Below are 20,561 nucleotides of genomic sequence, written 5' to 3'. Positions count from 1 at the left end.
TCTTACCGTTTATCGTTTATCACTATATTTATCTTTTCTTACCATCTACTGTAAGAAGCACTTCGACTACAAATAACAAATCGAAGGAATAAAAAATCCAGCCGAAGCTGGATTTTTGTGTTATTTCTTTCTTTTCATTAACCTAATAGGCTTAAAGCCGCATTAGGTGCTTGTTTCGCTTGCGCAAGGACTGAGCTGGAGGCTTGTCCAAGAATTTGCGCTTTGGTCAAGGCCGTCGTTTCTTTCGCAAAGTCGGTATCTTTAATCCGGCTCTTCGATGCATTCACATTTTCATTAATGTTTTCTAGATTATTAATGGCATGTCCGAAACGATTTTGGAATGCCCCCAGTTCTGCACGGTGACTATCAACATATTTCAACGCTGCATCGACAACGGCCACCGCTTCTTGCGCACCACCCACCGTGGTTACATCAAGATCATTAATGGTGACTTCTGATGGGCCAGACATCCCCAAATCGGTTGCTAACCCCCCACCGAAGGCGACCGTTTCTACGCCATCTTTGTTGCTGGCAAAAACTTGTAATTTACCCTCTTCATTAACAGATGCTTGTACTGCATCCGTTTGACCGTTGATGTAAGTCGCTAATTCTTCGATATCATCACCCGCTTTTGCGTCGATGGTGATCGGGTCGGCTGCACCGTTAATCGTGATGGTTAATTGATCGCCAGCGGCCGCACGCCAGTCTTTCCAGCTTTCACCGCCAGCTCTGTCTTGCGCGACGTAGCTCTTACCGCCCATCATTTCATTATCGCTACGCATATCTTTCATGGTGAGCATCACTGCTTCACCACTTTGCGAGCCGATTTGGAATGCTTTAGTTTGGAACGTGCCATTCAGTAGTCGGTTACCGGCAAATGAGGTCGTTTCTGCAATACGGTTCAACTCTTTATTAAGTGCGCCGACTTCTTCTTGAATCGCAACACGCTCAGATTTTGAGTTAGAGCCGTTGGCCGATTGTAGCGATAGATCACGCATCCGTTGTAGGATGTTGGTGGTTTCATTCATCGCACCTTCGGCGGTTTGCGCCATTGAGATACCATCATTCGCGTTACGCACCGCAACATCTAAACCACGGCTTTGTACATTCAAACGGTTAGAGATTTGCAAACCTGCCGAATCATCTTTAGCGCTATTAATTTTAAAACCAGATGATAGACGCTCCATTGAAGTTTGTTGTGCGCTGGTTGCGCTGTTTAGGTAACGTTGTGCCGTCATCGCTGACACGTTGGTATTTACATTGACCGCCATATTGGTGTCTCCTATTCGTTTTTAGACGTAGCGGAACTGCCCGAACGGTTTCCGACGTCTCGGAATACCACGTAGTTCTCTCAAAGTTACTTCTATTAACGACTCATAGAGATATTTCTTTAACGAAATTATGCTTTATTGATAAAAAAGATCTGAACTCGATGGGAATTTAGGGGAGTAACACCAAAAATGAAGAAAAAATAAGCAATGAAAAATAAAAAAGAAAGAAAGAAAAAGCCCCTTTTCCTTTGAGAGAACCGGGGCTATGGTAGGTAGCCATTGCCAATGTGGAGATCAAGAGAAATGAACACATTTAGGCTAACCTGAGTGTATGATTACTTTCAATCAGCAAGCAGGTGTATCTGAGAGAACTTACTAATCACCAATAATCACACTTTGCCAAGGTATCTTCATTACATACTCACGTCTGAGCTTATCAATGAAGAACCAGGGGACTACTGCAATAATGAAATTGCAGAGTTTGGCAACTGTTTTGCTTGAGCTAGAATGGAGGTACCAGCCTGTTGCAATATTTGTGCTTTGGTTAATTGCGTTGTCTCTTTCGCAAAGTCGGTATCTTTAATGCGACTCTTTGATGCTTCAACGTTTTCTTGGATATTAGCCAAGTTGTTAATACTGTGATTCAAGCGATTTTGCTTCGCTCCGAGATCGGCACGCTGTGAGTCAACGTATTTTAATGCTGAATCAATCACCCCGACGGCATTCTGTGAACCACCAACTGTTGTGATATTAATATCTTGCACCGTTGTTTTTTTACCAGGGCCGCCTTCTAACCCCAATTCGGTAGCCAACCCGCCCGAAATGGTCAGGTTACCTTCAATATTCGGTTCAGCGACAAAAATTTGCAGTTTTCCGTCTTCATCGACAGAAGCGGTAAGCTGATCAGTCTGACCATTAATGTAAGTGGCCACTTCTTCAATATCATCACCAGTTTTGACTAAAATATCGATGGCAACAGGTTCGCCAGCTTTATCAGTGAACTCAAACTTAAGATCATTAGCCGTTGATGGAACAGCCCAGTCTTTATTTTTACCTTCCGTGCTAATAAAAGACTGTCCACCCATCCGAAAATCATCAGCACGAATGCTGGTCAAACCCATAATAATCGCTTCACCAGAGCTTGAACCAATCTGGAAGGATGCTTCACCAAACGATCCATTCAACAGTCGACGACCACCAAATGAGGTTGTTTCCGCAATCCGGTTCAGCTCATCTTGCAGAGCTGATGCTTCTTCATTTAGCGCTTGGCGCTCAGATAAAGAGTTAGTTCCGTTGGCAGATTGCAGAGCCAAGTCACGCATACGCTGTAAGATACTGGTTGACTCATTCATTGCCCCTTCAGCGGTTTGAGCAATAGAAATACCATCATTAGCATTACGCATTGCTACATCAAGACCGCGCGATTGCGCCGTTAAACGGTTTGAAATTTGTAAACCAGCGGCATCATCTTTGGCACTATTAATCCGATTACCAGAGGACAAACGCTCCATCGAGGTATTTAAATCGTTACTTGATTTATTCAAGTAACGTTGGGCGGTCATTGCCGATACGTTGGTATTTACGTTAATGGTCATACTTTGCTCTCCTATCGAGTTCGCAAGCCTTTGCGAAGCGGTCAGCTTTACTCTCTTGGAAGCACTGACCGTAAATCACTTGCCAAACATGCCTCTGGCATATTTAAAAACGGGTTGTATCAACTCTGATTTAAGTAATTCAATTTATATGCCAACTTTTTACCCATTAGGAATAATTAACTAACATATTGTTTTTAATGAACTTTTAAAGTATTCTTTTTTTATAAAAGTCGCCCAAAAAGAATCACTGCAAAATTTACCGCCCATCTTGCCGCTCTTTTGCCGCTTTTGCTCAACCGAGCCTTTTCTTTCCATCGCTCTGTCCACTCCCCTAAACCATATAAACCGGTTAGTGACACTCCTGTTCTTTGGCACATATGGCATAGCACATATGGCAACATAAACCGTTACAGGTATTTAAGGTACAAGTAGTTAAGTTACAAGTAGTTAAATAGCGTTAAATCTTTTGTTTTACCAAAAGCCAACTGTGAGGCCTGTAATGCCCGTGAATTTTCGTTAAATTCAATCACAGCCTGAGAATAATCTAAGTCTTCAAACTGACTTTTCGACCTCGCTAAGCTGATTTTAAAGTCTTCATGCTGGTCTTCTTGAATATCTAACGTACTGAGGCGAGCCCCCACTTCCGTTCTTGCTTTATTTAGATGGATGAAAGCGCTATGGAACTCTTCGGTGACTTGATGCAATTTTGCGGTATTAGACGCATCAGAAACCGAACCTTCTGATAAATCTATTGCCTGCTTAAACGTATCAAAAATACTAAATGTTTTACGCGGAGTGAGTGAAATAGCATCGCCTGCCGTGATCTCCCCTTTAAAATGAATCGTCACACCTTGGTACTGGATACCCTCACGAGGATTCAGATCATCGACTGCAACAACTTCACCATTGCGCTCAAGTTGATAGGCAAAATTACCATTTTGTAGATCAACAAAGGTCACTTTATAACGGGCTAAATCATCAGGGTCCGTATTGGTTGCACGTTCCAGCAGTAACTCCGATCCATCACGGAGATCATAATCTGGTTCAAAATCACCAAATGGGTTATCAATATTCATAAAAATATCACTTCCCGGTGTATTAAAGGGAATTTCTAAGCTGCTGGATATTTTCATCTTCCGTTGATAATCATCACCGAAGTAACTGACATTGCCTGAATTATCACGGAAAAAAGGCTGATTTTTAGGCTTCGTCCCAGCAAAAATATAATTACCAGATTCATCTTGCACATTGGCTAAGTTGAAAAAGTTATTAGAAATTTCTTCAATTTCACGTGCTTTGGCCGCTCGGTCTTCAGGAGATAGCGAGCCATTGATCATTTCCATCACCATCCGCTTGGTTTTATCCGCGAAATCTTCTGTATTGGAGATAATGACTTCTTGGTGCTCTAATCGGTTACGTACTAACACAATGGCATCAAGGTATTGACGTAACTGCTCTTCTTGCTGAGTGACATTTTGAATGTAATGGGTTGCTAATGGATTATCGCCCGCAGAGAGTAACTTTTTACCCGAAGCGAGCTGTGCTTGATTGTGGTGTACTTTATTTTCTTGCCGACGAAGATCATTTTGTACGGATTGATAATTATGGAAGCTAGAAATACGATTAAGCATTTATCATCCCCCTTACCTTAACTGTAAAATGGTATTGAAGGTGTCATTCGCAGCTTGCATGATGCGAGATGAAGCCATGTAAGCATGTTGAAATTTCATCATGTTCGCGGCTTCTTCATCCAAATTAACCCCCGATACTGAGGCAATTCTTGACTGTGCAGAATCTTTTTCTAGACGAGCGACATCGGTAAGACGTGAAGCGGTCGACAGTTGCAAACCAAAATCAGTATTTAAATTATGGTAAAGGCTAATAATGGTCGACTCATGATCGTTCATTTTCTTACTGGTTTGCAGATATAGCATGTTACGCAAGTTACCGTTATCCCCTTCTGCGGGGTTAAGGTTAGCCGTAAATTTATCATTGACGACGGCACCTCTGGTTAAGCTAAACTCTGTCGCTTGCCCACCTGGAGTTTGAGCTGGAATCACCACATTTAATGCCGCTTCACCAGGAGCAAATTGATAAGGTTGCGTTGCCAATAACTGTCCATTTTTATCAACGATACGGATTTCCATCTCATTACTTGTCTCGTCTGAACTTGGCAGAACATAAGCTTCAAACTCTTTGACATCGCCAACTTGCGCAATGGTAAATTTAGCGCTGCCCTGCGCAAAAGAGGTTGAAGCTTGATAACTCTGTGCGGCAATTTTTGTCGCGTCATTGGTTGCCATTTTGATGTCCGCGGCTCCATCACGAGTTGGGCGAATAATAACGCGTTCACCGATATCTGGTGGGGTATTGATCTGTATCTTTAAACCATTCAGTGAAAGGTAGCCCTGATTCAGCGTTAATGGTTTTTGCTGACCATCCGGTAAGGTGGCAATATAGCTACTGCCATTATATGACAGCGAAAACTCGCCACCTTTTAACTGGCTAAGATCATCGATATACACAGCAATGTCAGCGCTTGAGTTACTCGCCGTCACCACGCGTGATCGGGCGATAAACGCTGAATTCATATCACTAAAAATATTTTCTCCTACATTACCACGTAAATCCAAACCTTGGTTTTGTAGTTGGTTGATTTCATGGGCAAAGGAAATGGCAAGTCGACCAATTTCATCCATTAAATAGGGGATGTGCTCATCTCTCATCTCAAACTGAGCCGCCAATTTTCCCCCAATCTCTTTTTCTGAAATCGGTTTAAGGGTATTCCCTTCGACAATCGCTAACCGGCGCTGTTTTACATCAGGGTAACCATCGATCATTTTTAGTTGGCTGGCTTCGGTTCCTGATACCAGCGTATGACCACTGCCGATATGAATATTGAATCCTTCAGCATTTTTACGCGGCGTCACCGTCACTTTGGTGTATTGCGATAATTCTGATACCAATTTCTCATGCTGATCCATTAAGTCGTTATGCGGTCCCGGTGTTTTCATCATCAACCGTTGCACATCACGAATTTCTAGTGCCAGTTGGTTAATACGCTCAATACCTACATCTAACCCTTTATTAGTAATATCAAACTGACGACGTACCGTTTCATGAAAATCATTTAAATTTTGAGTAATTAATCCTGCTTTTTCTAAAACCACTTTACGAACCCCGACATCATTAGGGCTATCCGCGAGTGACTTTACAGCATCAAACCATTCATTTAAATTTTCTGGAATTTTTTTCGATGCCACCGAAGAAAGCAGTTTGGACAACATATCCAAATTTTCTTCGGTATCTTGCTTGAAGGAATAGTCAGTAGTGGCAAGGTTTAACTCTTTAACGGCAAATTGGTCCCAAGAGCGGCGAACATTTTCCACATGAACACCCATACCATACGTTTCACCACCGTATTGACGCGGTGGATTGGTACCTTGAATCACAGACTGCCGACTGTATCCCTCGGTATTTGCATTAGCAATGTTATGACCTGTGGTGTTGAGTTGTCTCTGAGCCGTTAATACGCTTTGCGCACCCAGATTCAGAAGATCAGACGCCATATTGCCCCCCAAAAAAACCGTAAATGCCAGTTCTGACTAGCTAACTACTAAATATCTAGCAATATTCAAGCCAAGAAAAAAGCATCTAACTTCAAGAAAATAAAGGATAAAAATAATTGAGGGTTGGATGCTCACTTAAAATAAGCAAAACATCCTAGGCTGTTAGATAGAATCCATTTGATCGATTTGAGCTTTAACTCGTAACACTTTATCCGCATAGTGAGGATCTGTCGCATAACCAGCTTGATGAATGCCTCGGATAAAGGTTTCATTATTTCCACCATGCTCTAATGCTGTCTGATAGCGAGGATTACTGGCCAGAAAATGAGCATAGTCATCGAAACTCTCTTGGAATGTTGGGTAAGCACGAAACATTGCTTTTTCCATTACTGGTATTTGCTCATGATATTCCAGCGTTTGAGTGGCAACTCGCTCCCCCTGCCAACTTCGATCCGCTTTGATATTAAATAAATTGTTACTGCTGCCTCGTGCATTAGAAACCAGTTTTTGCCCCCAACCAGTCTCTAAAGCTGCTTGTGCTAGTAGTAAGGAGGCATCAACACCGAGTGTTTTAGCTACTTTATCCGCATAAGGTTTTAACGATGAGACAAATGATTGAGGACTATCAAATGCATGCACACGATGATCCAACGTCGTTGTCGTCTCGACATGACTTGGACGGTTTTTCTCAGCTTCTCGCGCAGCTTTTACCCGTTGCATCGTGTCTTGAAAACGGTCATCCCCCTCAACATGTTTACCATCTGAAACAGAAAGCTGGGCAACGATCATGTCGGCTAAACCAAGCGATCCTGATGCACTGAGCTCACTGATCATCTGCTCATCTTGCATTTGTCGATAAAAATCTTCATTTTGGCTACTAAAAAGTTCTGATTTAAAGGATGAATTCGCATCACGCATCGACTTTAACATCATCGAAGTAAAGATCGATTCAAATTGCCTTGCGGCTGCTGTTAATGCCTCTTTTTCTGCGCCGTCATCACCACTTACCGCTTTCTGGCGAAGTTTATCTAAGCTAGCAATATCATGAATAAAGCCAATATCATTCGCGTTATTAATCATCCTGAACCTCTTAGATAATGATCAGTTGACCTTGAATGGCCCCAGCATTTTTCAAGGCTTGTAAAATAGCCATCAGATCAGAAGGAGCCGCTCCAACTTCATTCACCGCACGAACCAGTTCATCTAAGGTAACGCCTGGCTCTAGTTTAAACATTTTTCCTTGTTTCTCAGTAACTTCGATTTCAGTATCCGGAATAACTGCAGTATCTCCCCCCGCTAAAGGATTTGGCTGAGAAACATTCCAGTTTTCTTTGATAGCAACCGTCATGCCACCATGAGTGACCGCGGCAGGCTTTAAACGTACGTGCTGTCCAACCACTATGGTTCCGGTTCGAGAATTGACAATGATCTTGGCAGCCATATCCGCGGGATCAAATTCGAGATTTTCAATCGCCGATAAAAATGCAACGCGCTGGCTCACATCTCTTGGCGCTCGAACTCGCACCGAGGTCGCATCAATGGCTGAGGCCATTTCTGGGCCTAAAAATTGGTTAACCGCATCAGCCATACGCTGTGCTGTTGTAAAATCAGATTGGAATAGATTAAAGGTAATAAAATCACCACGCCCAAATGGGGACGGAATTTCTCTTTCTACCATAGCCCCACTAGAAATAATCCCCACAGTGGGGTTGTTACCAACTAAGCTTGACCCATCGGCTCCAGTTGCACTAAAGCCACTCACCACTAAATTACCTTGTGCAACCGCATAAACCTGACCATCTAAGCCTTTAAGAAAGGTTTGTGTTAATGTCCCGCCACGTAAACTCTTAGCAGACCCAATAGAAGACACGGTGACGTCAATCGTCTGCCCTTGTTTGGAAAATGGAGGTAATTCAGCACTAACAATCACAGCGGCAACGTTTTTCGTTTTCGGTTTTGTTCCCTGCGGCAACTGAATGCCGAAATTTTGTAGCATCGCATTGAAGCTTTGATCGGTAAAGGGGGTTGACTCTCCTGTGCCAGGTAAACCGGTCACAAGGCCATATCCCACCAGTTGGTTACTACGGACACCCGCAACCTGAGCCACATCCTTAATACGAACAGCATGAGCGCTAGTGGCGACCAGCATCATTAATAACACAGTAAATTTTTTCATGGTGAGTCACCTTGCTCTTTATGAGATACCACGCTTGAGTTAGCGGTTAATCCTCGTTTACACAGTCAAAATATCGACTGAGCTATAACCCTTACAAAGAGACATTAAAAAATCGTGCCAAGAAACCGGGTTCTTGCATATCTTGATTGGTTCCTGTGCCAGAATACTGGATACGGGCATTAGAAATTCGGTTAGATGCAATGGTGTTTTCTGCATCAATATCATCGGGGCGAATCGTCCCACTAAGACGAATGTATTCATCTCCGGTATTTAACATCAACCATTTTTCACCACGGATCACTAAGTTACCATTGGCCAGTACATCAATCACTTCAACTGTAATAGAACCTTTAATGCTGTTACTTTGATTCGCTTCGGCGCTACCAGAAAATTTATTATTGTTCTTTAAGGCATAGGAGAAGTTATAGTCGCCAATATTTAGCTCTTGGCCGCCAACATTTAATGGATCCATCGTTGCATCGTTATTTTTGGATAAATCCGCATCAGCACTTTTTGCCGCTTTGGTATTCTCATTCAAGTTGACCGTAATGATGTCACCAATACCACGCGGTTTAGTATCATCATAAAGACTGTTCGCTCGAGCCAAATTAAATAACGAACCCGTTTCCGCTGCATAATGCTCGGGCTTAGCTTTAGGGTAAATCGGTGCCCAAGCCGGATCGCCAGCGACCGGGTCAGCACGATTACGCAGCGTATCCATAAGTCCTGAGCTTGTTTCTGAAGCTTTATCTCCTTCAACCGCATCAACCACGGTTGTCCCTTGGATAACATCCGCAGTCTCAACGGGTGGCTGTAATAAGCTACATCCAGAAAGAAAAGCAATAACGAGTAAACTCAATAGATGTTTCATAAAGATAGTCTCTTAGTTAGTCATTACAGCTGTTGGTTAACAAAACTCATCATTTTATCCACGGCAGAAATCACTTTGGAATTCATTTCATACACACGCTGAGCTTCAATCATATTGACCAGTTCTTCGGTCACATTGACGTTGGAGCTTTCTAGCATTGATTGACGAATGTTACCAAGCCCATCCAACCCAGGGACTCCCTCTTGAGGATCGCCACTGGCTCCAGTGGGTAAATATAAGTTTTGTCCAACGGGCTCTAAGCCACCAGGGTTAATAAAATCGACGGTAGTGATTTGCCCCAAGACTTGGTTTTCTTGCTGACCGCGTAAACGAACCGAAACTTCACCATCATTACCGACGGTAATGGAAATGGCATCTTCAGGAATGACAATCTCTGGCTGAAGGGCGTATCCTGACCCTGAGGTTACAATAACGCCTTCTGCATTTAGCGTGAATTGTCCATTACGGCTATAACCAATATTTCCATCCGGCATCAAGATTTGAAAAAAGCCATCACCTTCAATCATCATATCTAAACTATTATTGGTGGTTTGTGCATTGCCATTGGTATGAACTTTTTGCGTTGCCACCACTTTTGAGCCAGCCCCTAACATCAGACCACTAGGTAACTCCGTGTTTTGTGATGATTGACCACCCGGTTGATTAATATTTTGGTAGAACAAATCTTCAAAAACAGCACGACTTTTTTTGAACCCGACAGTGGAAGCGTTCGCTAAGTTGTTCGAAATAGTAGCAATATTCGTTTGCTGTGCATCAAGACCCGTTTTACTTACCCATAGTGCAGGTTGCATATTAAATTCCTCTTACTTAGCTCATACGAAGCAAAGAGTCCGATGATTTATCCATCTCTTCTGCAGTGCTCATCATTTTGACTTGCATTTCAAACTGACGCTGTAAATCAATTAAGCTGGTCATTTCACCAACCGCATTGACGTTACTGCCTTCAAGAGCACCGGTGAGAATTTTTACATTCGCATCAGCTTCATATTCGGCTGTCGGTTCTTTAGACCGAAATAACCCATTAATATCTTTAAAAAGTGATTGATTATTCGGGCGAACCAACTTGATGCGATCAACAATTTCCATCGCATCCGCGGGAGCCCCTTGTGGACGAACAGATATCGTGCCATCGTTACCAATCTCAACTTTATTCAGAGGAATCGGCAGCGTAATCGGAGCCCCGGTTTCACCGAGCACTAGATGATTATTACCATTCAGCAATAAACCATTTTCATCAATCCGTAGATTACCATTGCGGGTTAACCCTTCTTTACCTGTTTTATCTAAAACAGATAACCAACCATCACCTTGAATAGTGATATCCAAATCTCGACCAGTGGTGATGACACTGCCTTGATCAAAGCGATTTCCAGGCCGCTCAGTCATGCTGAATACTCGGCTAGGAAGCCCATCGCCATACGCTTGCATTGAACGAGCCTGCTCTAGATCTGCACGAAACCCTGTCGTACTGACGTTGGCAAGGTTGTTCGCTCTTAGCTGCATCGCCTGCATATTTTGTTTGGCGCCACTCATGGCAAGAAACAGAGCACGATCCATTCGGGGTTCTCCACTATCATCAATAATAACTAAATAAGCAATTAACGTACCAAAACATAAAACAATTCTAGATCAATAAGTTAGAGTTTTAATATGCAGATGAAGTGGCAACCCGGCAATACAGCGGTAAAGAATAAATGAGAATGGAAATAAAAAACAAAAGCTCGAACCAGTATCAAACCAATTCGAGCTGTGCCCTCTATTTGCTCAATGGCTAAAATTGAGCAAATAATTAGCGAATTTGTAAAATATTTTGTTGCAATTGGCTATGTACTTCAAGCGAACGAGAGTTTGCTTGGAAATTACGTTGGGCAGAAATTAAGTCGACCAGTTCTTGAGTCATGTCGATATTGGATTGCTCCAATACTCCATTACTAATGGTACCAAAAGAGCCTTTACTCGACTCGCCCCAAATTTTAACGCCAGACTGTTGCGTAGCATCCCATTGGGTGCCACCTTTTTTATCCAACCCTTGCTCATTGGCAACTCGTACCATGCCGACTCTCCCCAAAGTGACATTTTGTCCGTTGGAATACGTGGCTAATACACTACCATATTCATCAAAATCAATTTTGGTTAAAAAGCCAGTCGTCGCACCGTCTTGATCAAACTTGGTGAGTTCAAAAGGAGCGGCAAATTGCGTCGCACCATTTAAATCAAATCCCAGTGTTTGACTCCCATCAGCACCATTTAGATCAATCGGATTCTCACCATCCCCAAGTGGGTTAGAGACAATCGGATTACCGCTGTTTAAGCTGGCGAGTGTACCATCATTATTAAATCGTAACGTATGTCCAACATGGCCTGAAGGTGATGTGGCATCACCATTGGCAATATTAATCGGTTTCTCACCCGTTTTATCGGTAACCGTGTAGTAAGTATTCCACTTATTATTTTCGTTTTGATCTTTCAAATAGTAGGTGGTGAGCTTATAGGGCTGCCCCATTGAGTCATAAATGGTCGAAGAGGTTGTTCGGTTATAAGTATCGGGATCATTAAAATCGAACAAGGCGGGATCTTTTAAGTCACCATTAGCAGGTAAATTTGCTGAAAGCTCAACATTGCCCGTTTGTTTAGGTTTACCAAATTGTGCTGGGATATTAATCGGTTTAGGCTCGTAGGAAAGAACTTCTCCATTATCTGGATTCACTTCATAACCTAATAAATATTGATCATTTGAGGTCACCATATAGTTATTTTTATCTAGGTGGAAAGCCCCGTTACGCGTTAATTCATTTTGTTGAGGAATCAAACGATCTTTAGCGACCGCAAAAAAACCGGTTCCAGCAATACGTAAATCCATCGGATTATTAGTATAAATACTTGAACCTTCATGAAACTGCTGCGCAACTTTATTCGCTTGAACACCTTGCCCAGGCGTCGTTTTCGAGTTGGTAAATAGTGATGTTGAGTAAACATCACCAAACTCAGCCCTTGACTCTTTAAAGCCATAAGTATTGGCGTTCGCAATATTATTACTGGTGGTATTAAGATCTAACTGAGCGGCAGATAAACCACTAAGAGATATATATGACATGACTAATTCTCCTATCTAGCTAGCATGGTTATGCTTTGCCAACTTCGAGTACTTCAGCAAGTCGCACTGGTGATTGAAAACCAGCCAGATTGAGTAGTACGTTACCATCACCCTTTCCAAGCAGAACACTATTGACATTGGCGTAGGTTGATACTCCAAATTCAGCGTTCTCTCCGTCAAGTAACCCTGATGCTTTGACTTTATATTTGCCGTCCGGCAAGGGATTTCCGTTTTCATCGTTGCCGTCCCACTCAATGCGGTTATCACCGCCGAGTTTAGCTCCAGCATCAAAAGTACGAACTAATTGACCGGCTTCATTTTCAATGCGGATGAAGAGGTTTTCTACGGATTGCGGAAGCTTCACCATGGCCGCCATTGGGCCATCGGTTTTTATACCAGCAGCACCGGGGACTAATACATCGCGTCCAACCAGTGACGAGGCTTGTAAAGCTTGGTTTGAGGTCATCGATGAATTGAGATTCTCAAACTGTTCATTCATTTTTCCGATACCATCAACAGTGGCAAAAGAAGCCATTTGGGCAATCATTTGATCATTACTGACGGGCTTAAACGGATCCTGTTGTGCTAACTGTTTGGTCAGCAAAGAAAGAAAATCTTCTTGCTTAAGATCTTGTTTACCTGTGGTTTCTGTCGGCTTTTTCTGATCTTGCAGCGCTTTTAGCTGGTCGACATAGGACAATCCGCTTTGACCAATATTATTGATTCCGGCCATCTGCTACCCCCTACTCTTATTGACCCATCTGCAGCGTACGCAGCAGCATTTGTTTACTTGCATCAGCAACTTGTACATTCGTCTGGTATGAACGAGAAGCAGAAATCATATTAGCCATTTCTTCCATAACGTTAACATTGGGTTTATAAATATACCCCTCATCATTGGCTAAAGGATGAGCTGGATTAAATTCTGCAGTCAGTGGCTTGTCACTCTCCACAATACCTAACACTTTTACTGGAACATTCGGATCATTACGGTAACGGGCTTTATTTAATTCAGCGCCAAACACCGCATGCCGAGCTTTATAAGTTTCTTTCGCTGAGCTACTGATGCTGTCGGCATTGGCCAAGTTACTTGAGGTTGTATTTAGACGAACAGACTCAGCACTCATGGCAGAACCAGTCACATTGAATACATTAAATAAGCCCATCTAGTTGCCTCCAGTAATTGCTTTAGTGAGGTTCTTAAACTTACTTCCTAAAAAGTCCAGCGAGGCTTGATGACGCAATTGGTTTTGCATAAATAAATTACGCTCCAAATCGACATCGACCGTATTGCCATCACCGGTATCGGGTTGAGTTGGCGTCCGGTAAAGCATTTCCCCTGTGACCGTTTTTGAGGCAGGAATATGCCGACCATCTGTTCGGCTAAGACTAATGCTTGCCCCTGAACTTGCCGCTTGCAATGCCCGTTTAAAGTCCATTCCTTTCGCTTTAAAGCCTGGAGTATTAGCTTGAGCAATGTTGGTCGCAATGACCTCAGCATTACGCTCACGCACACCAACCGTATGTTGATGTATACCGAGTGCTTTATCAAAAGAAATAGCCATGTTTGCCTCTTTAACTAAGAACTGACCGTGATTAGATTATTTAAAGCAATTAACATACCAACTTTAAAAACCTGCGTATCATGATCGGCTCTCGCCACTCACAATAAACACGCCCTATGCGTGCAGGAAGCCTTAACGCAAAATTTAGACCAAGTCATAGAAAAAGAATAGACAAAGAAAGAAAACCCGGAACAAGTCCGGGTCAATACGATATTAATTTGTTATATCCTTCCCACTTGAAGCTGCAGGGGTGTTGGCTACGTTCTTTCACCCCATGAACATAGCCTGTCTATGCTCATGGGGATGATGAGAGCCATCCGTGGCGCTCACCAAAGGCCAACGGCTGTTCAAATTTGTTCCAGACAAATTTGTCACTCACTTGCCGCCTACCTGCAACTCCAAGTTGTTTGGATATATTCAGTATTATTTAAGTTTGTAAATGATACCTGGATTACAGCGCACCATATCAAATTTGTCGGTCAAGCCCGTCAGTGACTCTGATGCGCCAAGCAATAAATAACCACCGGGGTTTAAACTACTGGCCATTTGATTCAGCACTTTAGCTTTCATATCTGGAGAGAAATAAATCAATACGTTACGGCAAAATATGATATCAAACTTACCCAATAGAGCATAACTTTCCATCAAATTTTGTGGGCGAAAATTAACCAAACGCTTAACGTTATCTTTAATCCGCATACGCCCATCTCCGACTTCCTCAAAGAAAGCACGTCGACGCTCTGGTGATAACCCTCGACCTAATGCTAAGTTATCGTAAATTCCAGCACGACACATATCTAACATACTATTAGAAATATCCGTGGCCGTAATCGATACACTCGGTAGCATGCCTGGTCTTTTTTGTTGTAGTTCAAGTACGGTCATCGCCATTGAATATGGCTCCTGACCGGAAGAACTAGCGGCTGACCATATTTTTAGTGGCCGCTTATTTTTGGCCATTTCGGGCAGTAAGCGTTCAGAGAGTACCGTAAAAGGATATGAATCACGAAACCATAAGGTTTCATTGGTTGTCATGGCATCAACGGCGGCAACACGTAGCTCTCGATTTCGCCCGGTCACGACATCACGCAGTAGATCGGAAAGAGAGCTTAACTTAAATTTGGTCACCAGTGGGCTAAGGCGACTTCTCACCAAATATTGCTTACTGTCTCCCAGTACGATACCGCACTGGGATTCTAAAAACCGACAAAAATCGCGATATTCTTGATCGCTGATAGTAATAGCAGTCATTCAGTTCTCTTTATTCTACTAATGCAGCTTTCACCGCATTGCCAAGTTCATCAGGGTTGAATTTAGCAATAAAGCTATTGGCTCCGACCCTTTCAACCATCGCTTGGTTAAATACGCCACTCAAGGATGAATGCAGGATTACGTAAAGGTTTTTTAAATCGTTATGACGGCGAATCTCTGCAGTTAATGTATAGCCGTCCATTTCAGGCATTTCAATATCAGAAATGACCAGACAAATCTGTTCATAAATACTACCTTCTTCAGCCATACTCAGTAGCTTTTCATAGGCATCTTTGCCATCTTTAGTCAAAATACATTCAAAACCAATCGACTCAATCGCTCGTTGTACCTGCTTACGAGCGACGCTTGAATCATCAGCAATCAAGATTCGACGGACTATCTGTTTTTCTTGCTCAGCTTGCGCGATCTCTTCGCCAATGCTCGAATTCATCGTTTCATTTACTGGCGCGATTTCTGCTAGAATTTTCTCTACATCAAGTATTTCAACCAATTCATTATCGATATTGGTCACCGCAGTGAGATAGTTGCCCTTTCCAGCTGCATCAGGTGGTGGTAGTACTGACTCCCAGTGCATATTAACAATACGCTCAACAGAGCTGACTAGAAAAGCTTGGATGGTGCGGTTAAATTCCGCAATGACAACAAAACTTTTATCGACATCAACCGTTGGACGGCCACCAACCGCGAGGCTCATATCAATCACTGAAACGGTTTGACCACGAATATGGGCAACACCTTTCACTAAACGGTGCAAGTTAGGCATGGCAGTAAGCTTAGGGCATTGAAGAACCTCTTTAACCTTAAAGACGTTAATACCATAACGTTGACGCCCGTTAAGACGGAAAGTCAATAGTTCCATTCGGTTTTGACCGACAAGTTGCGTACGTTGATTCACAGAATCAAGAATACCCGTCATAAGCTCATCTCCATCTCAAACTTTTTATAAGGAAAAGTGATAGTCTAAATCAGGCCACAAAGAAACCAGAGAAACGAACTATGTTTTCGAAAACCCGTTTATATTTACTTATCACTGTTAAGTGTAGAGCTTTCTACCACTTTTTTTATAACTCTATCGGCTTTTTATTATTTTTCTTTAGCCTTTGTGCGTTTTCCGCCACTTTAGAACAGATAGAACAGATTCAGAAAGCGGCTCAAGATCATGTTCTCAACACGGTAGATAAGCCGATAGGTGGAGAACTGGTTGTTAATGCGGCCAACATTGATGAACGTATTTTTGCGACAGATTGCCCAGAGAAATTAGACACTTCTTCATCGTCTTATAATGGCTCTGCTAGTAATATTACTGTTCTTGTCGAATGTCCAGCCGACGGCTGGCGAGTGTATGTCCCAGTAAGATTAACCATAACGGTTCCAATGGTAACAGCTCTCAACGCCCTTTCTCGTGGGCAAATGATAACAGAACATGATGTTACTATGAGTATGGTAGATCTGCTACGCTTTAGACGGCAAGGATTTTCCTCACAAGATATGGTTATTGGAGCAAAAACAAAAAAAAATCTCCAACTTGGAGATGTAATTAACCACAATGACATATGTGTAGTGTGTCGGAATGAAAACGTGCTGATCAGAGCAGTAAGTAATGAGATGAACATCACAACAAAAGGCACTGCTCTCTCTGATGGAAATTTAGGCGATCAGATAAAAGTGAAAAATGATCGCTCAAACCGTATAATAGATGCTCAAGTCAGTGGCATGGGTGAAGTCACGGTTCGATTTTAATTTATCGCTCGTGAGTGATTTATTTACCCTATGCTGAAATAAAATACTAAAGTTTTACTTTACTTCGTCGATATTGACGGTACCAGTTGATTATTTTAAAGGCTCTTTTATGGCAGGTATTGATAACATACGTTCAGGTCAATCGTTAACGACAACCAGTCGTGCACCTGCTCGTTCAGATACAAACTCAAGCTCTTCAAGCTCGGCAAACACAACTAGCAAAACAAGTGTTGCACCACAACAAGATGCGGTTTCATTAAGCACACAAAGTAAAGCCATCGGTGAAATGCACAACGAAATGGCTGCTACCCCAAGTTTTGATAGTGCAAAAGTTGCCGCCATTAAAGAAGCCATTGCAAATGGCTCATACGTTGTTGACCCAGAAAAACTGGCTGACAATATGATTAAATTTGAACAAGAGCTAGGCGGCTTTAAATAAACGTAAATGTATGAACAAGGTGATTGACTAATGGCAACGTTAAAAGATTTAGTCGAATTCCAATTAAAAAATGCCGAACAACTCTCTGCATTATTGGATCAAGAAAAAATAGCAATTACCAGTCGAGTTTCTTCAGATATTGAAGCGGTTGCTAAGCAAAAGATCACCTTAGTAAATCAATTAAAGCAAACCGATCAGCGGATTTCTCGTCATCCGGATGTGAAGAGCCTGACTGAGGATGACGATTTACATGGCGTGATGAATCACATTCGTTCCATCATTCACGACTGCCAGCAATCAAACAATATCAACGGTGAAGCCTTAGCTAGAGCGCAGCTTAGTTTTAATAAACTCAATAACTTGATGCAGCAAAGCCATGGTAAAATTGGGATGACCTATAATGCAACTGGGCAAACACATACCATCTCAACATTAGGGACTAATCTAAAAGCGTAAAAATGGGTTCCTCCCATTTCATTTAAGCCTAAACGATGACAGTAAGACCAGCGGAAGATTAACCGCCGCCGGTGTTTTTGTACGAAGAAAAAGAGAAGAGAGGGGGAAAATTAAAACAGCGTTTGTTGACGCTTTTCTGGCACTTGTTGTACTTCACCATAACTACGTAATCGATCCATTTTACGAATATCCAATCGTAACTCCGTAACATAACTATCGCCGACTTTATAACTCCGTACCACTTCCGCCCCTCGAATCACACCATCAACGGCCCCCGAAGTCAGCTCGGTACCAAGACGCTGATCCTGTAGATCGGCTCTGCCAGAGATTCGCATACCATAAATTTGTTCCGCCAATTCACGGTACGCATCGATTTTAGAAGCCCTCATCGCTCTCACTTGTTTTTCTTCATCATCACGGCCTCGTTGTTCACTAATACTGGCGTAACCAACGGCAGTTAACCAATCATCGCTACGCATTGATTGCAGAGGCTGGCAACCAGACATTAATAGTGTAAGCAAAAGAAACCATCCTGCTTTCATTATTCTCTCCTAAGCCCTAAGGTCGCAAAATAATATTGTAAGGGCGAGTCATCGTTGGATCAGAGCGAATTAAAACCCCATCTTGCGTACGAATCGTATTTAATGTGTCTAAATCTCGTCCAATACGGTCTTCAGGTAAAAAACCTTGGGCGGTCGCAACCACAATGCGTGATTGCATACCAACGACTCGGGCATTAACGAGAACTCCACCCTCTTGACGCAACATCGTTCCGGTCAATACGTATTGAATCTCTTGCTCCTGTGCTAGGTCTTTCCAATCACGACTAAAGGCGAAATCACCTTGGTGTGTCACTTGTATTGAACCCGTCGTTTTAAAGTCCACCACTTTAAAACCGCGACGCTGGAATTGATAAATTAGCCCTTCAGATACAGAATTACCCAGCCAATTTGTCGTATCCATATTTTGTAAATCGACAAATGAAGTCACGGCAATTGGTGTCCGAGCCGTAACACTGGTATTGGACTGAACGAGATCTTCTGTCAAACTGTCAATAAAGAAATCCAACGTATGACGAGGGCTTTCCATGAGCATAAATTGTGAACCATTGTATGGCTCTTTGCCGTTATAAATCGGGGCATAGGCACAGGCAGTTAAAAAAACTACGGGCACTAAGGTCAGCCATTTTTTCATTCTCTTCATCTCCAGATAGACTAAGGCTAACGTCCCATTTGTTCCTATTAGCAAAACTGGAACGCTCTTTGCTTTTCTTTATTAGCTTTCGCTTCAGAAACGCATACCTACATCGGTTAATATTTGTAAAGCAAATTTTGTACCTAACTGGCAAATTATCATGAAAAAAAATATATATTCTTTCGTTTCAATTGTTTTTATGTACTTTTGGGTACCAAGCAGTCAAGCGGCCTGGTATGAAGTGACCGGCACCGCTACGGTTGTTTCTTCAGAAGAGACGGCAAGATTGCATGCTCTCGAAGATGCCATCTATAAAGCGGTCAACTTTGCTGGAGCTGATATTGGTAGCATTAGTGCATTAATGCCGCTATTGGAGACTGATCGTCAAGAATATTTATTTAATAACCATGAAATTCGGTATATTTCGATAGAAAGTCGAAAAGTTCGTCGTAATGTGATGAAAATTGTCGCCAGAATAGATATTTATCCATCGGCAAAGGCTTGCCATACAAACCAATATAAGAAAACCGTTCTAGTCGGTAATATTGATCTTGCCTCTCCACAACAAGCCGTTATGGGACAAATTTATCAGTTAGGTGACGATTTTGCCGATGTCCTTGATAGACAAATCTCGCAAGAAGCCCACAGTTTTATCTCGGTGGGAACCACAGATTATGACATTGACCCTCGTAATCCAACTCGAATAAAAATGATTGCACAAGATCTTGGCGCTCACTATATCATCGGGGGATCAATTACCGATCTAACCTCCACCATTGAACAAAAGTTATTGCGCGATGATGTCATCAACCGACAATTTGCTTTAGAACTACGAGTCTTTGATGGTAAGACGGGACACGAGATCACGAAAAAAAATTATCGCGAGGTTTCTAGCTGGCCATTTGCCAAAACCAGTAATACCGATACACGTAGTGCGCGCTTTTGGGCTTCGACCTACGGACAGATGCTACTAAGAGTGAGCCGTAATATCATGCTCGATCTAGAAGCCGATCTTTCTTGTAAAATAACACTACCAGAGGTTGTTGCAAAATATGGCAATACCATCAGTATGGATTTAGGTCGAATTCATGGCGTACAAGAAGGTGATAAATTACAACTTTGGCATACGGGAGCTTTTATTGATCAAAATGGGCTTCCACGTAATAAAGTGACCCAAAGTGATATTACTTTAACCGTTACCCGAGTTTACGAAAAAGACGCTGAATTAACGGTCGATCAACCAGAACTGTCTTCTAGCATCCAAATTGGCGATGTAATGCACAAACAGTTATAAACAC

20 protein-coding genes and 2 pseudogenes are annotated in these 20,561 nt (G+C 42.4%); 4 read left to right on the top strand and 18 right to left on the bottom strand.

Annotated elements, in window-relative coordinates:
• Positions 1-137 precede the first annotated feature (137 nt).
• The 16 genes and pseudogenes from FKN05_RS00510 to FKN05_RS00440 form a co-directional block, all read right to left on the bottom strand.
• On the bottom strand, positions 138-1,271 hold the full coding sequence (locus FKN05_RS00510) for a flagellin (RefSeq protein WP_099611570.1): 1,134 nt from the start codon (positions 1,269-1,271) through the stop codon (positions 138-140).
• A 455-nt stretch (positions 1,272-1,726) separates the two neighbouring features.
• Positions 1,727-2,866: a flagellin gene (locus tag FKN05_RS00505; protein ID WP_099611571.1), complete on the bottom strand. Its 1,140-nt coding sequence runs from the start codon at positions 2,864-2,866 to the stop codon at positions 1,727-1,729.
• Positions 2,867-3,303: 437 nt separating this feature from the next.
• Positions 3,304-4,497: a flagellar hook-associated protein FlgL gene (gene flgL, locus FKN05_RS00500; protein ID WP_099611572.1), complete on the bottom strand. Its 1,194-nt coding sequence runs from the start codon at positions 4,495-4,497 to the stop codon at positions 3,304-3,306.
• A gap of 12 nt (positions 4,498-4,509) precedes the next feature.
• Positions 4,510-5,223, bottom strand: a pseudogene (locus FKN05_RS16860) (flagellar basal body rod C-terminal domain-containing protein); the annotation flags it as partial.
• 240 nt (positions 5,224-5,463) lie between these two features.
• Positions 5,464-6,435: pseudogene (flgK, locus tag FKN05_RS16855) on the bottom strand (flagellar hook-associated protein FlgK); the annotation flags it as partial.
• Between the two features lie 162 nt (positions 6,436-6,597).
• The gene (gene flgJ / locus FKN05_RS00490; protein ID WP_170886573.1) at positions 6,598-7,515 is read right to left on the bottom strand and encodes a flagellar assembly peptidoglycan hydrolase FlgJ; all 918 of its coding nucleotides are present in this window, start codon (positions 7,513-7,515) and stop codon (positions 6,598-6,600) included.
• Positions 7,516-7,525: 10 nt separating this feature from the next.
• Positions 7,526-8,611 carry a flagellar basal body P-ring protein FlgI gene (locus tag FKN05_RS00485; protein ID WP_170886572.1) on the bottom strand — a complete coding sequence of 362 codons (1,086 nt, stop codon included), beginning with the start codon at positions 8,609-8,611 and terminating at the stop codon, positions 7,526-7,528.
• Positions 8,612-8,702: 91 nt separating this feature from the next.
• Positions 8,703-9,482, bottom strand: a complete 780-nt coding sequence (flgH, locus tag FKN05_RS00480) for a flagellar basal body L-ring protein FlgH (protein WP_099611576.1) — start codon at positions 9,480-9,482, stop codon at positions 8,703-8,705.
• Positions 9,483-9,505: 23 nt separating this feature from the next.
• Positions 9,506-10,294 (bottom strand): flagellar basal-body rod protein FlgG, encoded by a 789-nt coding sequence (gene flgG / locus FKN05_RS00475; RefSeq protein WP_099611577.1) that lies wholly within the window; start codon positions 10,292-10,294, stop codon positions 9,506-9,508.
• Between the two features lie 16 nt (positions 10,295-10,310).
• Entirely contained in the window at positions 10,311-11,060 is a 750-nt protein-coding gene (locus FKN05_RS00470; RefSeq protein WP_170886570.1) for a flagellar basal-body rod protein FlgF, read from the bottom strand.
• A 232-nt stretch (positions 11,061-11,292) separates the two neighbouring features.
• Positions 11,293-12,597: a flagellar hook protein FlgE gene (gene flgE / locus FKN05_RS00465; RefSeq protein WP_099611579.1), complete on the bottom strand. Its 1,305-nt coding sequence runs from the start codon at positions 12,595-12,597 to the stop codon at positions 11,293-11,295.
• Positions 12,598-12,625: 28 nt separating this feature from the next.
• Entirely contained in the window at positions 12,626-13,330 is a 705-nt protein-coding gene (locus FKN05_RS00460; RefSeq protein WP_099611580.1) for a flagellar hook assembly protein FlgD, read from the bottom strand.
• 16 nt (positions 13,331-13,346) lie between these two features.
• A complete protein-coding gene (gene flgC / locus FKN05_RS00455; RefSeq protein ID WP_099611581.1) occupies positions 13,347-13,763 on the bottom strand; it encodes a flagellar basal body rod protein FlgC in 417 nt (138 codons plus the stop codon).
• Positions 13,764-14,162: a flagellar basal body rod protein FlgB gene (flgB, locus tag FKN05_RS00450; protein ID WP_099611582.1), complete on the bottom strand. Its 399-nt coding sequence runs from the start codon at positions 14,160-14,162 to the stop codon at positions 13,764-13,766.
• 423 nt (positions 14,163-14,585) lie between these two features.
• Positions 14,586-15,413: a protein-glutamate O-methyltransferase gene (locus FKN05_RS00445; RefSeq protein ID WP_099611584.1), complete on the bottom strand. Its 828-nt coding sequence runs from the start codon at positions 15,411-15,413 to the stop codon at positions 14,586-14,588.
• Positions 15,414-15,423: 10 nt separating this feature from the next.
• The gene (locus FKN05_RS00440) at positions 15,424-16,350 is read right to left on the bottom strand and encodes a chemotaxis protein CheV (RefSeq protein WP_099611585.1); all 927 of its coding nucleotides are present in this window, start codon (positions 16,348-16,350) and stop codon (positions 15,424-15,426) included.
• Positions 16,351-16,430: 80 nt separating this feature from the next.
• Between FKN05_RS00440 and flgA the strand changes: the two genes are divergently transcribed.
• From flgA to FKN05_RS00425, 3 genes are all read left to right on the top strand, one after another.
• Complete coding sequence (gene flgA, locus FKN05_RS00435) at positions 16,431-17,174, top strand: flagellar basal body P-ring formation chaperone FlgA (protein WP_099611586.1); 744 nt, start codon at positions 16,431-16,433, stop codon at positions 17,172-17,174.
• Between the two features lie 109 nt (positions 17,175-17,283).
• The gene (flgM, locus tag FKN05_RS00430) at positions 17,284-17,613 is read left to right on the top strand and encodes a flagellar biosynthesis anti-sigma factor FlgM (protein WP_099611587.1); all 330 of its coding nucleotides are present in this window, start codon (positions 17,284-17,286) and stop codon (positions 17,611-17,613) included.
• Between the two features lie 30 nt (positions 17,614-17,643).
• The gene (locus FKN05_RS00425; RefSeq protein ID WP_161427182.1) at positions 17,644-18,069 is read left to right on the top strand and encodes a flagellar protein FlgN; all 426 of its coding nucleotides are present in this window, start codon (positions 17,644-17,646) and stop codon (positions 18,067-18,069) included.
• A gap of 110 nt (positions 18,070-18,179) precedes the next feature.
• Here the strand turns inward: FKN05_RS00425 and flgP are convergent, their stop codons facing one another.
• Positions 18,180-18,611, bottom strand: coding sequence for a flagellar assembly lipoprotein FlgP (gene flgP / locus FKN05_RS00420; protein ID WP_099611589.1), 432 nt, complete (start codon positions 18,609-18,611; stop codon positions 18,180-18,182).
• Positions 18,612-18,627: 16 nt separating this feature from the next.
• On the bottom strand, positions 18,628-19,263 hold the full coding sequence (locus tag FKN05_RS00415) for a FlgO family outer membrane protein (protein WP_170886568.1): 636 nt from the start codon (positions 19,261-19,263) through the stop codon (positions 18,628-18,630).
• 160 nt (positions 19,264-19,423) lie between these two features.
• Between FKN05_RS00415 and flgT the strand changes: the two genes are divergently transcribed.
• Positions 19,424-20,557 (top strand): flagellar assembly protein FlgT, encoded by a 1,134-nt coding sequence (flgT, locus tag FKN05_RS00410; protein WP_170886566.1) that lies wholly within the window; start codon positions 19,424-19,426, stop codon positions 20,555-20,557.
• The last annotated feature ends 4 nt before the right edge of the window (positions 20,558-20,561 follow it).

Source organism: Vibrio sp. 1-1(7) (genome assembly GCF_013048485.1).
Taxonomy (GTDB): domain Bacteria; phylum Pseudomonadota; class Gammaproteobacteria; order Enterobacterales; family Vibrionaceae; genus Vibrio; species Vibrio fujianensis.
This window is presented reverse-complemented; position numbering and strand designations above follow the sequence as displayed.

Excerpts from the sequence above, each read along its gene's own strand:
- FKN05_RS00460 (WP_099611580.1), bottom strand. The coding sequence starts at position 13,330 with ATGGCCGGAATCAATAATATTGGTCAAAGCGGATTGTCCTATGTCGAC.
- FKN05_RS00505 (WP_099611571.1), bottom strand. The coding sequence starts at position 2,866 with ATGACCATTAACGTAAATACCAACGTATCGGCAATGACCGCCCAACGT.
- FKN05_RS00485 (WP_170886572.1), bottom strand. The coding sequence starts at position 8,611 with ATGAAAAAATTTACTGTGTTATTAATGATGCTGGTCGCCACTAGCGCT.
- FKN05_RS00440 (WP_099611585.1), bottom strand. The coding sequence starts at position 16,350 with ATGACGGGTATTCTTGATTCTGTGAATCAACGTACGCAACTTGTCGGT.
- flgM (WP_099611587.1), top strand. The coding sequence starts at position 17,284 with ATGGCAGGTATTGATAACATACGTTCAGGTCAATCGTTAACGACAACC.
- flgG (WP_099611577.1), bottom strand. The coding sequence starts at position 10,294 with ATGCAACCTGCACTATGGGTAAGTAAAACGGGTCTTGATGCACAGCAA.
- FKN05_RS00470 (WP_170886570.1), bottom strand. The coding sequence starts at position 11,060 with ATGGATCGTGCTCTGTTTCTTGCCATGAGTGGCGCCAAACAAAATATG.
- flgB (WP_099611582.1), bottom strand. The coding sequence starts at position 14,162 with ATGGCTATTTCTTTTGATAAAGCACTCGGTATACATCAACATACGGTT.
- flgA (WP_099611586.1), top strand. The coding sequence starts at position 16,431 with ATGTTTTCGAAAACCCGTTTATATTTACTTATCACTGTTAAGTGTAGA.
- FKN05_RS00445 (WP_099611584.1), bottom strand. The coding sequence starts at position 15,413 with ATGACTGCTATTACTATCAGCGATCAAGAATATCGCGATTTTTGTCGG.
- flgC (WP_099611581.1), bottom strand. The coding sequence starts at position 13,763 with ATGGGCTTATTTAATGTATTCAATGTGACTGGTTCTGCCATGAGTGCT.
- FKN05_RS00425 (WP_161427182.1), top strand. The coding sequence starts at position 17,644 with ATGGCAACGTTAAAAGATTTAGTCGAATTCCAATTAAAAAATGCCGAA.
- flgT (WP_170886566.1), top strand. The coding sequence starts at position 19,424 with ATGAAAAAAAATATATATTCTTTCGTTTCAATTGTTTTTATGTACTTT.
- flgJ (WP_170886573.1), bottom strand. The coding sequence starts at position 7,515 with ATGATTAATAACGCGAATGATATTGGCTTTATTCATGATATTGCTAGC.
- flgP (WP_099611589.1), bottom strand. The coding sequence starts at position 18,611 with ATGAAAGCAGGATGGTTTCTTTTGCTTACACTATTAATGTCTGGTTGC.
- flgL (WP_099611572.1), bottom strand. The coding sequence starts at position 4,497 with ATGCTTAATCGTATTTCTAGCTTCCATAATTATCAATCCGTACAAAAT.
- FKN05_RS00415 (WP_170886568.1), bottom strand. The coding sequence starts at position 19,263 with ATGAAAAAATGGCTGACCTTAGTGCCCGTAGTTTTTTTAACTGCCTGT.
- flgE (WP_099611579.1), bottom strand. The coding sequence starts at position 12,597 with ATGTCATATATATCTCTTAGTGGTTTATCTGCCGCTCAGTTAGATCTT.
- flgH (WP_099611576.1), bottom strand. The coding sequence starts at position 9,482 with ATGAAACATCTATTGAGTTTACTCGTTATTGCTTTTCTTTCTGGATGT.
- FKN05_RS00510 (WP_099611570.1), bottom strand. The coding sequence starts at position 1,271 with ATGGCGGTCAATGTAAATACCAACGTGTCAGCGATGACGGCACAACGT.